Source organism: Bowmanella dokdonensis (genome assembly GCF_017254865.1).
GTDB classification, from domain to species: domain Bacteria; phylum Pseudomonadota; class Gammaproteobacteria; order Enterobacterales; family Alteromonadaceae; genus Bowmanella; species Bowmanella dokdonensis.
Genome location: NZ_JAFKCV010000008.1, coordinates 114,123 through 129,779 on the forward strand (window position 1 = coordinate 114,123; position 15,657 = coordinate 129,779).

Below are 15,657 nucleotides of genomic sequence, written 5' to 3' on the forward strand. Positions count from 1 at the left end.
GAATCTGTTACTGACAAGACTAGCCCGGCCAGTTATGATTCAACCAATTTATAAATCTCATAACGGGTATTTATTTTATGAATATAGCGAAGGTGGACCTGAACCTGCTGGTGTATTTCGATGTGCTGATGCGGGAGAAAAGTGTGACCCGGGCGGCCAACCAACTGAGCATCACCCAGCCGGCCATGAGCAACGGCCTTAAGCGCCTGCGCGAGCTGTTTAATGATCCCATACTGGTGCGCACCAGCGAAGGCATGACCCCCACCCAGCGCGCATTGCAGCTGCAACCTGTAGTGCGCGACGCCATGTCCCGGCTGGAGTCGGCCATCCAGCCACAAACCGATTTCGACCCGCTGACCAGTGAGCGGACGTTTCGCATCATGGCCAGTGATTACGCCGAGTCCACCTTGCTGCTGGAGGTTATTCGCCAGCTTAATCAGCAGGCGCCCAATATCACCCTGGATGTGATCACCCCCTCCGATGTGACCTTCCACGATGTTGAGCATGGCAAGGTGGATATGGCCATTAACCGTTTCGAGGAGCTGCCCCTGTCTTTTCACCAGAAGGTGGTCTGGTATGACAGCTTTTCCTGTGTGGTTAACCGGCATAATCCGGTGGTCAAACACTTTACCCTGGATCAGTATCTGAAAGGCCAGCACATCTGGGTTAGCAAGACCGGCTTTGGGGTGGGCGTGGGCATTGATCCCAACGAAGTACAGAAACTGGGCTGGGTGGATCTGGAACTGTCCAAGCTGGGTAAGAAGCGCCATATCCGCGTCTTTACCCGCCATTACCATGTGGCGTTGCAACTGGCCAAGGAGCAGAACCTGATTGCCACCCTGCCCAGCCGGGCCGCCAGGATCTACAAGGATGATCCCAATATGGTGATCCTGGAGCCGCCTTTTGATATTCCGCCCATCGCCCTGAAAATGGCCTGGAGCGCCCTGTTGCAACATGATGCCGGGCATATCTGGCTGCGCCGGCTGATTATCGATATCGCCAAGGAACTGGAAACCCCGGCCTGATTCTTACCATTTAGGGTCGCCGCAATGCGGCCCTGCGCTTCATGCCTCACTCCTCTCTCTTCACTCCTCACCCACTATAAATATCCTGAATACCGGGTATTGTTCTCATAAACTCAACAAAGAAAGCAGACCTGTCTAGACTGGCCAGACGCTAAGCTTATACCAAGCCTATATGTCAGCCGACCCTACAAAACAAGGAGCCCGTTATGGCAGAAATGATTGAAGCCGGCCACCTCACCGTGCATGCCCAGCTGTACCGCTTTATACAGGAACAGGCGTTGCCCGGTTCCGGGGTGAACCCGGAACAATTCTGGACCGGGTTCGAGCAGATTCTGTCCGAGCTGATTCCACAAAATCAGGCGCTGTTGGCCAAGCGTGAATCGCTGCAAACCCTGATTGATGATTATCATCGCCAGCACAAGAAACCAGCGCCTGGGCATTATAAGCAGTTCCTTACGGATATCGGTTATTTGCAGCCGGTGCCGCAGCAGGCTGAGATCGACACTGCCAATGTGGATGCGGAAATTGCCCGCCTGGCCGGACCGCAATTGGTGGTACCCATTAATAATGCCCGCTATGCATTAAACGCTGCCAATGCCCGTTGGGGCAGTTTATATGATGCGGCCTATGGCACCGATGTGATTGCCGAGGATGAGGGCGCAGAAAGAGGCAAAGCATATAATCCGGTGCGCGGTCGCAAAGTGGTGGCCTTTGCCCGCCAGTGGCTGGATAAAATCGCGCCCCTTGAGGAAGGTTTTCACCAGTATGCCATCGCCTATCAGATTCAAGAGGGTCAGTTAAAGGTCAGGCTGGACAGCGGTAAAATCAGCGGCCTGCGCGACGCCAAGGCCTTTGTTGGCTATCAGGGAGAGGCAGACGGACCCAAGGCTATTTTGCTCAAACACCACGGACTGCATGCCGAGATCCAGTTTGATGCCAACCATCCCATCGGTCAGGCGGATCCGGCGGCCATAAAGGATATTCTGCTTGAATCTGCCTTGACCACCATAATGGATTGCGAAGACTCGGTGGCCGCTGTGGATGGGGAGGATAAAACCCTGGTCTATCAAAATTGGCTGGGCCTGATGCACGGCACCCTGACCACCAGCCTGGAAAAAGCAGGCAAGCAGGTTCAGCGGGCCATGAATCCGGACCGGCAGTATACCGCTCCTGACGGCTCATCAGTGACCCTTAAAGGCCGCAGCCTGATGCTGGTGCGAAACGTCGGTCATCTGATGACCAATCCGGCTATTCAATATCAGGGCCGGGATATTCCTGAGGGCATTATGGATGCGGTAATCACCAGCCTGATTGCCAAGCACGACCTGCTCAAACTGGGGAAATTTCAGAATTCTGAAACCGGCAGTGTGTATATCGTGAAACCCAAAATGCACGGCCCTGATGAGGTGGCCTTCACCAATACTTTGTTTGCCAGGGTAGAGAGCTTACTGGATCTCGCCCCCCATACCCTGAAGATGGGCATTATGGATGAGGAACGTCGCACCACGGTCAACCTCAAGGCCTGTATCGCTGCCGCCCGCAACAGGGTGATCTTTATCAACACCGGCTTTTTGGACCGCACCGGCGATGAGATCCACACCAGTATGCTGGCCGGAGCCTTTGCCCCCAAGGCAGAGCTTAAAGCCATGGCCTGGATCCAGGCCTATGAAAAAGCCAATGTGGCCACGGGCCTGGCTTGTGGACTGTCCGGTAAGGCGCAGATTGGCAAGGGCATGTGGCCCATTCCCGATCAGATGCACCAGATGATGGAGACCAAACTGGGCCATCCCAAGGCCGGCGCCAACACCGCCTGGGTGCCATCACCCACTGCCGCCACCCTGCATGCGCTGCATTATCACCAAGTGGATGTGTTTGCGGTACAAAATCAGCTTAAAGCGCAAGCCTTCGATGGCCTGGATGACATCCTCAGTATTCCGCTGATGGACCAAAACCGTATTCTCACCAGTGAGGAGATCCAGAGAGAGCTGGATAACAATGTGCAGGGTATTCTGGGCTATGTGGTGCGCTGGGTTCACCAGGGCGTTGGCTGCTCCAAAGTGCCGGACATCAGCAACGTGGGCCTGATGGAAGATCGGGCCACCCTGCGTATCTCCAGCCAGCACATTGCTAACTGGCTACTGCATGAGATCGTCAGTAAAGACCAGGTGCAGGCCTCACTGGAGAAAATGGCCAAACTGGTGGATAAGCAAAATGCAGGGGACCCGGACTATATCCCCATGACCCCCAACCCTGACCAGGCTATCGCTTTTCAAGCCGCCAGTGAGCTTATCTTTGCCGGTACCACCCAGCCCAGTGGCTACACTGAGCCGGTTTTGCACAAAAAGCGTCTGGAGATGAAATCGAGGGTCGACTGAGAGGGACGAGGGACGAGGGACGAGAAGAATAAAAAAGTATCAATAACTTGAGAAATATTCTGCTCGTCATTAGTAGTAATCAGTAACCCTTGTTATTTGTTACTTGTCACTCGTCATCTGTGACTCGCCCAGTCACTCATTCTTTCCATGAATGCTGAACAATAGCTCCGCTTCCGCACGGGGCAGTTCACATTCTTCCATCACCTCTTCGACCGTGGCACCCTGTTGCAAGCGTTTGACCGCATGGGAATACAAACGGGTATCAGGGTCCATGTCGGCCAGCTCCAGTTGCTTGTCGTGCAAAGTGCGCAGTTCCCGCTCCAGACCTTTGATCCTGTCGCCCATGCCAATACTGCTTACCCTGAGTTCATGCAGCCCTTCCTGCTGTAACAACAGCTTTTCTTCCTGGGAGCCCAGCTTGTCCTCCAGGGATCCGGCAAAGGCCTGGTTGTCGCTGATCCGCCGGAAAAGGTGCCAAACCATGGCTATCAGCACCAGGCAGACCAGCATCAGCGTTGCCAGGACGATCTCAATCGGCGTCATGTTTTACCTCTCCATATAAAAATACCCGGTTATCCGGGTATTTTTCTGTTCACTGCTAATTCATGAGCATGCCTGCTACAGGCTACTGATTTCATCCCACTCTTCGTCCGTCAACAGTTTATTCAGATCCACCAGGATTAACAGCTCTCCCTCACGATTGCTGACGCCCTGAATAAATTTGGCGCTTTCTTCGGTTCCCACATTAGGTGCGCTGTCTATTTCAGAGGACTTGAGATAAACCACCTCAGCCACACTGTCGACCAGAATGCCCACCACCTGCTGGTCCGATTCGATTATCACAATACGGGTATTGTCAGACACTTCATTGGCATCCAGACCGAACCTGGCCCGGGTATCTATCACTGTCACCACGTTCCCGCGCAGGTTGATAATACCCAGCACATAGTCAGGAGCACCCGGCACGGGAGCGATTTCCGTATACCTGAGTACTTCCTGTACCTGCATCACATTGATGCCGTAGGTTTCATCGCCCAGCCTGAATGTCACCCATTGCAGGACCTCGTCTTTGCCTGCTGCAGCACTGCTGTTTCTGTCATCACTCATAAGACTCGCTCCCGGGTTACGCCTCGTCGTCTTCTCTACTGCCAAGCCCCTGATTCAGCAGCGTCACCATTTCTTTGACATTTATCAGGGCACACATCTTTTCTTTCACGAGTCCCGCCAGCCAGGGGCGCTTTCCGTGACTCTCTCGCCACTTCACGTCGTCCTGTTCCAGGGTGACCGTATTAATCAGTGATTCGCAGCATAAACCCCAACCACTGTTCTCTAACATAATAAGATATTGATAATTTAAGGATTCTGCCAGTGTTTCATTATATTTTTCTGGCATCACCCATTGTGCGGTATCCACCACTTTGAGCTTTTCATCCCGATGCAACATCACCCCGCTGAACCAATCCGGCCCACCAATCAAAGGGGAGGTCTTATCCATCTTGTGGATCCCGCCCAGTTCTGTCAACGGCACTGCCAGCACCAACCCTGCGACACGGAAGTACAAGGCCTGAAACCGGCCACGGCGATACTCAGGTTCTTCAGGTAGGGTCTTTTGCCGTTCAGGCGCTGGGGGGGGCACCTCGGATGTGGCTTCCTGTATCTGAGCCACGTCCTCCCTGGCCTTTTCCAGTAATCTGGCCACGGAGTCCCGTTGAATGGGGTCGACCACCGGATCATCTGTCAGCAAAGCCGACAGATAATCTTCCATCACCTTTTCATTGGCAAACTGTCCCTTGCTCATGCCGGACTCTCCAGCGACAACAGGTACTTGAGCAGGCTGTTATAGGCAAATACTCCCCGGCTCCTGGGACAGAACACCGGCGGTGGACTCTGGGCCTGACTGGCATCTCGGAAGCGCGTATCCACCGGGATCACCCCGTTCCAGACCAGATCACCGTAGGTCTCGCGCAACTTCCGGTAAGCCTCGATGGCCGCATTGGTTCGCTTATCAAACATGGTGGGAATAATAGTAAACCGATAAGGATGGGGCTGGGATTTCTGCATGATTTCCAGGGTATGCATCATACGATCCAGCCCCTTGAGAGCGAGAAATTCAGTCTGTACCGGAATAAGGATACGGTGGCAGGCCGCCAGGGCATTGACCATTAACACCCCCAGGACAGGAGGGCAATCCATCAGGGCAAAGTCAAATTCCTTCTCTACCAGCTGCAGGGCCTTTTTCAATACCAGGCCCATGCCGCCCTGGTTACCCATTGTCCTGTCCAGTGTCGCCAACGCCATGGTGGCGGGCAGGATAAACAGGGAGTCCAGTTTGGTCGGACACAGGCAGTCCAGTACCCGGTCTGCGGTCAGTTTTTTGGCTGAGGTAAAGACATCGTAGAGACTGGTGGACAGCTCTTCTGAATCCACGCCGAAGTAGTAGCTAAGGGAAGCATGGGGATCCGTATCTACCAGGATTACCCGTTTGCCCTGCTGGGCCAGCAGGGCGCCCAGCGTTACGGTGGAGGTGGTCTTACCCACTCCCCCTTTCTGATTCGCCACAGTCCAGACAATCACATCTTAACCTTTTAGATTCAGACTCTGTCGGACTGTCAGACCGACATTTCCAGCAGAATATTGGCGGCCATGTCGACCAGATCCATACTGGCCGAAGAGAGTCCGGCCACAGTCACAGCCTGGGGCATCCCATAGACCACGCAGCTTTTCTCGTCCTGGGCCCAAATGGTCGCTCCACGCTGCTTAAGGGAATGGCAACCGTCCCTGCCATCGGCGCCCATCCCGGTCAGAATCACACCCAGCACATCGCCACCATAAATTCTCGACAATGAAGCAAAGCTTAAATCCACACTGGGCTTATAGGTAATGGCCTGGTGCGCGGGATCTTCGATGATGCGGATCCGGCATGCCCGGCTGGTGCCTTCCACCAGCATTTGCTTACCACCCGGCGCCAGATAAGCACAACCCGGCTGCACGGGCTCACCGTTCTCTGCTTCCTTGACCTTAATCTGGCAAAGGTTGTTCATCCTGGCGGCAAAGGCAGAGGTAAAGGTACCGGGCATATGCTGCACCAGAAAGATGGGATAAGGAAAATTGGCCGGCAACTTGGTCAGTATGGTTTGCAGGGCGACCGGTCCGCCGGTGGAAGCCCCTATGGCCAGTGCCGCATAGCGCTTGCCTGAGGCGCGGCTCAGACGAACGGATTCGCCTCCGGTTACCGGCGCTCTGGGTGGAATGGGCTTGTCCCGCAAAGCCGGTCTGTCCGCTTCGCGCAGACGACTCAGGCTGCTTACCGGACGACTGTATAACCTGCGCCGGGCCAGGGCCCTGACGCGCTGTTGTAAGAGCGAGATGGCTTCGGCCCGCTCCCTGGCAATATCCTCGAATTTCTTCGGCAGAAAATCCAGCGCCCCGGCATCCAGCGCGTCCAGTGTGGCCTGGGCGCCTTCATGGGTCAGTGAGGAAAACATCAGGATAGGGGTGGGGTTGGCAGCCATGATCTGTCTGACCGCACTGATGCCATCCATGACCGGCATCTCAATGTCCATGGTAATGACATCAGGCTTGAGCTCGGCCGCCATGGCGATGGCTTCTTTGCCGTTTTTCGCCTCACCCACCACAGTCAGGCCGGGATCCTGATTCAGAAAGCCGGCCACCCGCTTGCGAAAGAAGGTCGAATCATCAACCACCAGCACTTTGTATCGCATTACTTGCTTAATTTCTTGTTGTCTTTCAGACCTTTTCTGGCGTACCGCTTCAGGAGACTGGGAACATCCAGTATCAAAGCAATACCGCCGTCACTGGTGATAGTGGCACCGGCCATGCCCGGGGTGCCCTGCAACAAGGCATCCAATGGTTTGATAACCACCTCTTCCTGACCAATCAGGGCGTCCACCACAAAGCCCACCTGCTGGGTACCAATCTGAACCACCACCACATGGCCCTTGGCCTTGTCGATCTTGACCTTTTCCTTGCTGCGATTGAGCCACTCCTTGAGGTAGAACAGGGGAATGGCCTTGGAACGCACTATCATGGTCAACTGACCATCCACCGTATTGGTCTTGCTCATGTCGACGTTGATAATTTCGCTTACCGCTGCCAGCGGCAGGGCAAAAGTCTGCTCGCCAACGATCACCATCAGGGTTGGCAATATCGCCAGTGTCAGGGGTACCTTGATCTCCAGGCGTGTTCCCACCCCCTTCTCGGAATGAATATGCACCGTGCCGTTGAGTTGGTTGATCTTGGTCTTGACCACGTCCATGCCGACACCACGGCCGGATATATCGGAGATTTCGGTCTTGGTGGAGAAGCCCGGGGCGAATATCAGATTGAAGGCTTCCACATCGGACATACGCCCCGCCGCATCGGCATCCAGCACACCGCGGCTGATGGCAATTTCCTTCAGTTTTTCCGGATCCATGCCCTTACCATCGTCTTCGATGGTCAGCAGGATATGATCCCCTTCCTGGGACGCTGACAGGGTCACGGTCCCGGTACGTTTCTTACCGGCGGCTTCACGATCATCCGGCATTTCTATGCCGTGATCCACTGAGTTGCGGACCAGATGCACCAAGGGGTCGGCCAGAGCCTCCACCAGATTTTTGTCCAGGTCGGTCTCTTCACCCACCAGATTGAGATTGATTTCTTTTTTCAGGCTGCGGGCCAAATCACGCACCACCCGGGGGAAACGTCCGAAGACCTTCTTGATCGGCTGCATGCGGGTCTTCATCACCGCACCCTGCAGATCGCCTGTTACCACATCCAGGTTGGCGATGGCCTTGGACATGTCTTCATTGTTGACATTGACACCCAGACTCAGCAACCGGTTACGCACCAGCACCAGTTCGCCCACCATGTTCATGATCTGATCCAGACGCTTGGTGTCCACCCTGACGGTGGTTTCAGCCGGCGGCGCAGCCGGGGCCTTCTTGTCATCCTTCTTGGCGGCCACCGGCGCAGAGGCCTTTTCATCAGCCTTAGGTGCCGGAGCAGCCGTTTTAGCCGGCTCAGGCGCGGGCTTTTTCTGGGCAACGGCTGGACTTGGCGTCGACTTGGCAGCTTTTTCCGCCGGTGGAGCCTCGACATTGGGTGCCTTGCCCTCACCATGCAACTGGTCGAGCAATGCCTCGAACTCATCGTCGGTCATGTCATCGCTGTCGGAGACCGAGCTGGAAGGAGCAGGTGGAGGTGTTTTTGCAACAGGTGCCGGGGCAGGCTTCTCTGCGTGGAACTTGCCTTCACCATGTAACTGGTCAAGCAAGGCTTCAAATTCATCGTCGGTAATATCTTCGTCCCCATCGCCCGTTACAGGAGGCGCAGGCGCAGCGGGGGCCTTGGCGGCAGGGGCGCCTCCCGGACCATGTAACTCGTCCAGCAGGGCCTCAAATTCATCCTCGCTGATTTCGTCAATATCCCCTTCGCCACCGTCACTGGCAGCGGCCGGTGACGGTTCCGGGGCAGGCTGGGGTTTTGGTTCGGCTTTGGACGGCGCAGGGGCGGCTTCGTCTGCAGATTCGGGTTTGCTCAGGCGGTGCAGGGCATCCAGTAATTCCGGGTCGGCCGGCTCCAGTGGTTCCCTCGCCTTCACGCTGGCAAACATCTCGTTGATGGTATCCAGAGCCTGAAGGATGACATCCATCAGTTCGGCTGTCACCTGGCGCTTACCCGTACGCAAGACGTCAAACACGTTCTCTGCGCCGTGGCAGGCGTCAACCAGTTCGGTCAGCGACAGAAAGCCGGCGCCCCCTTTGACCGTATGGAATCCTCGGAAGATGGCATTCAGCAAATCGGCGTCTTCGGGGTTGTTCTCCAGATCGACAAGCTGTTCCTGTAATAACTCCAGGATCTCTCCGGCCTCAACCAGGAAGTCTTGTAAGATATCCTCGTCAACATCAAACGCCATGCGTCAATTCCCCTTAAAACCCTAAGCTTGAAAGTAGATCATCAACATCATCCTGACCAGTAACCACATCATCCCGACTCTCAGCATCAATGATGGGCCCTTCCGCCATTTCCTTCTCAGCTTCCTTCCTGGCCTTCTTCTCCGCTTCATCCACTTCCGGCTCACCGAAAACTTTCAGCATATGTACCAGGTTGTGTTCCACTTCCTTGACCAGCTCGATAACCTTGCGGATGACCTGCCCGGTCAGGTCCTGGTAGCCCTGGGCCATCAGCACCTCGGTGAGTAATTCATTCAGTCTGGCCGATTCAACACTGGCCTCATCCAGCAGGTTGTCCATATCATGGCAAAGGGATTTGAACTCACCCAGTTCAATCTGGCGGCTCATGAGTTTTTTCCACTCTGGCAGGATGCCGGTGATTCTGGCATTCAGCCGCTCTGCAATGGGCATACTGGTTTCCACTGCATCCATGGTGCGGTTGGCGGCGTTTTCCGTGGTTTCTATGACATAGTTGAGACGGGTCTGGGCATCCGGTATATCTTCCTGGGCCAGATCGGCAATGCGTGCATCCAGTTGGAAATTGTTCAGCGAATCATGCAACTGGCGGGTCAGCTTGCCGACCTCAGCAAACAGCTCCATTGAGTCCTGCATGGTGGCCGTTTCCAGCAACTCGGTTGCGGCCTGGTTCTCCCCCTTTTCCAGAAGGATGACCAATTGCCTGGCGTCCTCCAGCGACATGGGAGCTTGGTGGGAATCCGTCATCAAGGCGTTCCTTATAAGTTAGGATCCGCCAGGGACTACCCTAGGCGCTCGAATATTTTCTCGAGTTTCTCTTTCAGTGTGGCCGCTGTAAAGGGCTTCACCACGTATCCGTTTACCCCTGCCTGGGCGGCAGCAACAATCTGCTCCTTCTTGGCCTCGGCTGTGACCATCAACACGGGAGTATGTTTAAGGTTGTCATCCGAGCGGATGGCCCTGAGCAGATCAATTCCCTGCATGCCGGGCATGTTCCAGTCGGTAATCACGAAATCGAAATCCCCCTGCTGCAACATGGGTAACGCGGTGCTGCCGTCGTCAGCTTCGGACACATTGGTAAAGCCCAGGTCCTTCAACAAGTTCTTGATGATGCGTCTCATGGTCGAAAAATCGTCGACCACGAGAATTTTCATATTTTTATCCAAAACTGCCTCCGTTGAGGATTCAACCAACTGTTATTCTTATTAAACTTTATTCATTATGCCAGCTTTGCATGCGCGTTCTGAGTCTGAGCATGGCCTGGCTGTGAATCTGGCTGACCCGGGATTCACTGACCTCCAGGACTTCGCCTATCTCACGAAGATTCAGCTCTTCGTCATAGTAGAGGGACAGTACTATGGCTTCCCGTTCAGGCAAAGTAGTAATAGCATGGGCCAGCGCTTTTTGAAACGATCCCTGTAACAAATCATCAAAGGGCGCATCGGTGCCGCGGCTCTGTTCGGTGCTGATCACATCTTCAGTGACGCCCAGATCCTCAATCCCCACCATGCGGCCCGCATTCACCTCATTGAGCATCTGGTGATAATCGTCGATGCTGACCTGCAACTGGGCTGCAATATCGGTATCCCTGGCATCCTGGCCTTTCTCCCGTTCCACCTGGGCAATGGCCTCGGAAATAGCCCGGCTGTTCTTGTGCACCGAACGGGGGGTCCAGTCACCCTTGCGGATCTCGTCCAGCATGGCTCCACGGATACGGATCCCGGCAAAAGTCTCGAAACTGGCGCCTTTGGAACCATCAAAATTGCGTGACGCTTCCAACAAGCCAATCATGCCAGCTTGAATCAAATCGTCAACCAAAACACTGGCCGGCAGCCTGGCCATCAGATGGTGGGCAATGCGCTTAACCAGTGAAGCATGCTGTTCGACCAGCTTCTGTTTATCGTCATGTTGCTGATAGGCGGCGGCTTTATTCACACTTTATCTCTCTGGGCCACTCTTCCTTGATTAACCAATTGTTCCAGGAAGAATTCCAGGTGTCCGCCTGGCTGCGAAGGCACAGGCCATTGCGCGGCTTGCTTGGCCAGATTGCTGATGGCCACTGCCGCAGGCGAACTGGGGAAAATCTCGACGATGGCTTTCTGTTTACGCACCGCTTTGCGGATATTCTCGTCAAAGGGGATGGTGGCCACCAGTTCCAGAGCCACATCCAGGAATCTGTTGGTGACTTTGGACAACTTGGCGAACAGCTCCTGGCCTTCACGCAGGTTGCGCACCATGTTGGCAACAATCTTGAAACGGAACACGCCGTGATCACGATTGAGAATCTTGATCAGGGCATAGGCATCGGTCAGGGAGGTAGGTTCATCGCAGACCACTACCATAATGTCCTGGGCAGCCCGGGAGAAACTCAACACCATATCGGAAATACCGGCGGCGGTGTCCACAATCAATACATCGATTTTACTGCGTAACTCACTGAATGCACGAATCAGTCCGGCATGTTCAGTAGGGGTCAGTTCCGTCATGGACTGGGTGCCGGAAGTGGCCGGCGCAATCTTGACCCCATAAGGGCCTTCCACCAGCACTTCTTCGAGCAGGCATTCGCCGGACAGCACGTGGGAAAGATTTTTCTCGACCCGCAGGCCCAACATCACATCCACGTTGGCCAATCCCAGGTCGGCATCCAGCACCAGCACCCGCTTGCCCTGTTTGGCCATGGCGATCGCGGTGTTCAGAGTGATGTTGGTTTTTCCCACTCCCCCTTTACCACCCGTCACGGCAATTACTTTAATTAGGCTGGGCTGATTCATTCGTCTTAAGCTACTCGCTTGATCCTCAATCATATTGATACTGCTGAGTTTACAACCTGCTGAGTTTTTGTGGGTACTAAAGCATACTGTTTAAACAGCCTGGCTGCACAAGAAATTAAATATTTGGCTTCGGCCGCCCTGATGTCTTCGGGAACCTTCTGGCCCTCCGTCAAATAACCGACAGGAAGCCTGTGTTCAACGGCCAGGCTGATGGCCTCGCCCAGACTGTAACACTCATCCAGTTTAGTGAAAATACAGCCCTGTAAAGAAATCTGCCGGTAGGTTTCCAGAGTATGCTCCATGACATTATGTTGGGCATTGGCAGCCAACACCAGATAATGTCTGATACTAGCACAAGATGATTGATCCAAGGTATCTAACTGTTTGATTAGTCTGGCATCTCTTTGCCCAAACCCGGCCGTGTCGATGAGCACCAAACCCTTGTTGCGGAACTGGAACAGCAAGTCAGACAGCTCCTCTGCCGTGGCCGCTTTTTTCACCGCGCAACCTATAATTTTGCCGTAGGTGGCCAGTTGTTCGTAGGCGGCAATCCGGTAACTGTCGATAGTGATCAAGGCCACCTGTTGATGGCCGTGACGCTGTGCATACTGGGCAGCCAGTTTGGCGATAGTGGTGGTCTTGCCGGTGCCGGTGGGCCCCATCAGTGCCACCACTCCGCCTTGGGTGAGAATATCGTCCTGGGTGGTCTGCATCCTGTTGGCCAGCAACTTCAGCAGAAAAACCCAGGCGTCACGCTCCTCGCAATTAGGCGGCGCATAGGACACCACCTCTTCGGCCAGCGACGAGGAGATTCCCATCCTCGTCAACTTGTCAATCAGATAGCCATGCAGGGGGCGTGACTGACGACGCTCCTGCTTGACCAGATTGGAAACCTGGAATTCCAGTACATTGCGCAGGGACTTAAGCTCCTGGCGGATATCCTCCATGGCCTGGCCGCCGGTCTCTGCAGACGCCGTATTGGAAGGGGGCGTGGCCTTAGTCGCTTGACTGGGCTCAGACCGTTCCTGAGGGTGTGACTGCTGACTCTGCTTTTCCAGCAGGGCCTTGAGGCTGTCCGGTCCCGAGTCACCGATAATTTCGCTTAAACTGGGCATTTTGTTGGCATGCGCTGCAGGCCGGGGCTTTGCCATTGTCTGAGGAGCCGGCTTAACAGGGGCTGCCTTCTTCACCGGCTCCCTGTCATAGGCCGCCACGATTTCGACACCATCGGCCAGTTTCTTGTTGGACATGATGACCGCGTCACCACCCAGTTCCTCCTTGACCTGAGTCAAGGCTTCGCGCATGTCTTTACCGTAGAAACGTCTGATTTTCACTAGTTACCCCCTGATCGGCCGGACTTACTGGCCGACAGCACTGACGATTTTAATTTGCTTGTCATCAGGAATTTCCTGATAGGACAGGACATGAAGTCCGGCGATGGCATGTTTAAGGAAGCGCGACAACACGGGCCGGAGCATACCTGAGGTCAGTAATACGGCCGGTTCCCCCGCCAGTTCCTGCTGCTGCGCCGCATCGGACAAGGACTTCTGCAGCCGCTCCGCCAGGCCGGGCTCAATACCGGCGCCATCGCCTCCCCCCGCCTGAAGCGACTGGTGCAATATCTGTTCCAGCTCAGGAGCCAGGGTGATCACCGGGATCTCCTTGCCGCCGCCATTGACTTCCTGCACGATCAGACGCTTGAGCGCAATACGCACGGCGGAAACCAGCACGTCGGGATCTTGACTCTTGGGTCCGTACTCGCACAGGGTCTGTACGATAGTGCGCAGGTCACGGATGGGAATACCTTCATAGAGCAGGGTCTGAAGGACCTTCACTACCGTGCCCATGGGCAGGATATCCGGCACCAGCCCTTCCACCAGCTTGGGATTGTGCTTGCCGAGCATATCCAGCAATTGCTGGACTTCTTCGTAGCCCAGCAACTGATAAGCGTTATTGGTCAACAGTTGGCTTAAGTGAGTGGCCACTACCGTAGCGGCGTCTACCACCGTATAGCCCAGGGTCTGGGCATGTTCGCGCTGGCCAGGCTTTATCCAGACCGCATCCAGGCCGAAGGCCGGATCCTTGGTGGCCTTGCCTTCCAGCTTACCGAAGACCTGGCCCGGGTTGATGGCCAATTCCTGGTCGTGGCTGATGTCCGCCTCACCTATGGTCACGCCCAGCATGGCGATGGTGTAAGTATTAGGGTTAAGATCCAGATTGTCGCGTATATGCACAGGGGGGATCAGAAAACCCAGTTCCTGGGAGAGCTTCTTACGCACGCCTTTGATACGCGCCAGCAACTCGCCGCCCTGGGTCTTATCCACCAGCGGGATCAACCGGTAGCCCACCTCCAGACCTATGGTGTCCACATGCTGCACATCGTCCCAGCCAAGCTCCTTGATCTCAGTGGCTGGACGCGCCTGCTCGGCAACCAGTTCGCCGGCGGCGGTTTCTTCAGCACGATTTTTTTCCTGCCACCAGTCGTAGTAGGCATAGCCGCCGATAATCAGGGCAAAGCCCAGAAATGCCACATGGGGCATACCGGGAACGATGCCCATCACAAACAGGATACCGGCAGCGATGATCAGGGCGCGGCGATTGCCCAGTTGGGTCTTAAGTTCGCTGCCCACTTCCTGATCTTCGTTCTCACGGGTGACGATAATGGCGGTGGCTACCGACAGCAGCAAAGAAGGGATCTGCGCCACTAAACCGTCGCCTATGGTCAGGATGGTATAGATTTCGATGGCCTGACCGAAAGACAAATCGTGCTGGATCATGCCGATAAACAGGCCACCCACCAGGTTGATAATCATAATGATCAGGCCGGCGATGGCATCCCCTTTAACAAATTTGGAGGCACCGTCCATTGAGCCGTAGAAGTCCGCCTCAGAGGTAATTTCCTGACGACGCCTGCGGGCCTCGTCCGAATCGATATAACCGGCGTTCAAATCGGCATCAATAGCCATCTGCTTACCGGGCATGGCATCCAGGGTAAAGCGGGCGCTGACTTCGGAAATACGGCCGGCACCGGCGGTCACCACCTTGAAGTTGATGATCATCAAAATGGCAAACACCACGATACCCACGGCGAAGTTACCGCCGATGACCACCTCGCCAAAGGCCTGGATCACCTTACCGGCCGCATCCCCGCCTTCGTGCCCCTCAAGCAGCACCACCCGGGTGGAGGCCACGTTAAGAGCCAGACGCAGGATAGTGGCGATCAGCAGCACCAGCGGAAAGGCGCCGAAGTCGATGGGACGCTGGGTGAAGACCGAAACCAGGATCACCACCAGCGACAGCGCAATGTTGAAACTGAACAGCACGTCCAGCAGGAACGCCGGCATGGGTAGGATCACCATCCCCATAATGGCCAGCAGTATCAGCGGAGCACCCAATCCCGAGGTAAATTGCTTGACGGTGTTTTTATCGAATCGGTTCAGGTAACTGCTCAGTTCCATACTCAAACAACGAAATATTGACGACTGGCCTGACTTTGCAAGGAGTGGGCCAAGGATCTATTTCGGTGAGGTGGGAGGAGTGGGGAGAGCGAAAACAG

14 protein-coding genes are annotated in these 15,657 nt (G+C 55.0%); 2 read left to right on the top strand and 12 right to left on the bottom strand.

Translation table 11 applies throughout. From position 1 onward, the window contains the following. The first annotated feature begins 77 nt into the window (after positions 1 to 77). Together J0A66_RS14575 and J0A66_RS14580 are read left to right on the top strand one after the other, a co-directional pair. Entirely contained in the window at positions 78 to 1,025 is a 948-nt protein-coding gene (locus J0A66_RS14575) for a LysR family transcriptional regulator (RefSeq protein WP_206574567.1), read from the top strand. Positions 1,026 to 1,231: 206 nt separating this feature from the next. Further along, positions 1,232 to 3,400: a malate synthase G gene (locus J0A66_RS14580; RefSeq protein ID WP_206574568.1), complete on the top strand. Its 2,169-nt coding sequence runs from the start codon at positions 1,232 to 1,234 to the stop codon at positions 3,398 to 3,400. A 132-nt stretch (positions 3,401 to 3,532) separates the two neighbouring features. Here J0A66_RS14580 and J0A66_RS14585 read toward each other — a convergent pair whose 3' ends face one another. From J0A66_RS14585 to flhA, 12 genes are all read right to left on the bottom strand, one after another. Beyond that, positions 3,533 to 3,943 carry a DUF2802 domain-containing protein gene (locus J0A66_RS14585; protein ID WP_206574569.1) on the bottom strand — a complete coding sequence of 137 codons (411 nt, stop codon included), beginning with the start codon at positions 3,941 to 3,943 and terminating at the stop codon, positions 3,533 to 3,535. Between the two features lie 75 nt (positions 3,944 to 4,018). Beyond that, on the bottom strand, positions 4,019 to 4,507 hold the full coding sequence (locus J0A66_RS14590; RefSeq protein ID WP_206574570.1) for a chemotaxis protein CheW: 489 nt from the start codon (positions 4,505 to 4,507) through the stop codon (positions 4,019 to 4,021). Between the two features lie 16 nt (positions 4,508 to 4,523). Continuing rightward, positions 4,524 to 5,198, bottom strand: coding sequence for a chemotaxis protein CheW (locus J0A66_RS14595; protein ID WP_206574571.1), 675 nt, complete (start codon positions 5,196 to 5,198; stop codon positions 4,524 to 4,526). Further along, a complete protein-coding gene (locus tag J0A66_RS14600) occupies positions 5,195 to 5,974 on the bottom strand; it encodes an AAA family ATPase (RefSeq protein WP_206574572.1) in 780 nt (259 codons plus the stop codon). The genes J0A66_RS14595 and J0A66_RS14600 overlap by 4 nt, the downstream gene beginning before the upstream one ends. 35 nt (positions 5,975 to 6,009) lie before the next feature. Continuing rightward, complete coding sequence (locus J0A66_RS14605; protein WP_206574573.1) at positions 6,010 to 7,122, bottom strand: protein-glutamate methylesterase/protein-glutamine glutaminase; 1,113 nt, start codon at positions 7,120 to 7,122, stop codon at positions 6,010 to 6,012. Continuing rightward, positions 7,122 to 9,317, bottom strand: coding sequence for a chemotaxis protein CheA (locus tag J0A66_RS14610; RefSeq protein WP_206574574.1), 2,196 nt, complete (start codon positions 9,315 to 9,317; stop codon positions 7,122 to 7,124). Before J0A66_RS14610 ends, J0A66_RS14605 begins: the two co-directional genes overlap by 1 nt. A gap of 13 nt (positions 9,318 to 9,330) precedes the next feature. Continuing rightward, complete coding sequence (locus J0A66_RS14615) at positions 9,331 to 10,077, bottom strand: protein phosphatase CheZ (protein ID WP_206574575.1); 747 nt, start codon at positions 10,075 to 10,077, stop codon at positions 9,331 to 9,333. 35 nt (positions 10,078 to 10,112) lie between these two features. Then, positions 10,113 to 10,496 carry a chemotaxis response regulator CheY gene (gene cheY / locus J0A66_RS14620; protein ID WP_206574576.1) on the bottom strand — a complete coding sequence of 128 codons (384 nt, stop codon included), beginning with the start codon at positions 10,494 to 10,496 and terminating at the stop codon, positions 10,113 to 10,115. Positions 10,497 to 10,542: 46 nt separating this feature from the next. Continuing rightward, positions 10,543 to 11,265 carry an RNA polymerase sigma factor FliA gene (locus J0A66_RS14625; protein WP_206574577.1) on the bottom strand — a complete coding sequence of 241 codons (723 nt, stop codon included), beginning with the start codon at positions 11,263 to 11,265 and terminating at the stop codon, positions 10,543 to 10,545. Continuing rightward, complete coding sequence (locus J0A66_RS14630) at positions 11,262 to 12,134, bottom strand: MinD/ParA family protein (RefSeq protein WP_206574578.1); 873 nt, start codon at positions 12,132 to 12,134, stop codon at positions 11,262 to 11,264. Before J0A66_RS14630 ends, J0A66_RS14625 begins: the two co-directional genes overlap by 4 nt. Beyond that, complete coding sequence (gene flhF / locus J0A66_RS14635; protein ID WP_206574579.1) at positions 12,131 to 13,435, bottom strand: flagellar biosynthesis GTPase FlhF; 1,305 nt, start codon at positions 13,433 to 13,435, stop codon at positions 12,131 to 12,133. The genes J0A66_RS14630 and flhF overlap by 4 nt, the downstream gene beginning before the upstream one ends. A 24-nt stretch (positions 13,436 to 13,459) precedes the next feature. Next, positions 13,460 to 15,559, bottom strand: coding sequence for a flagellar biosynthesis protein FlhA (gene flhA, locus J0A66_RS14640; protein WP_206574580.1), 2,100 nt, complete (start codon positions 15,557 to 15,559; stop codon positions 13,460 to 13,462). Between the last annotated feature and the right edge of the window lie 98 nt (positions 15,560 to 15,657).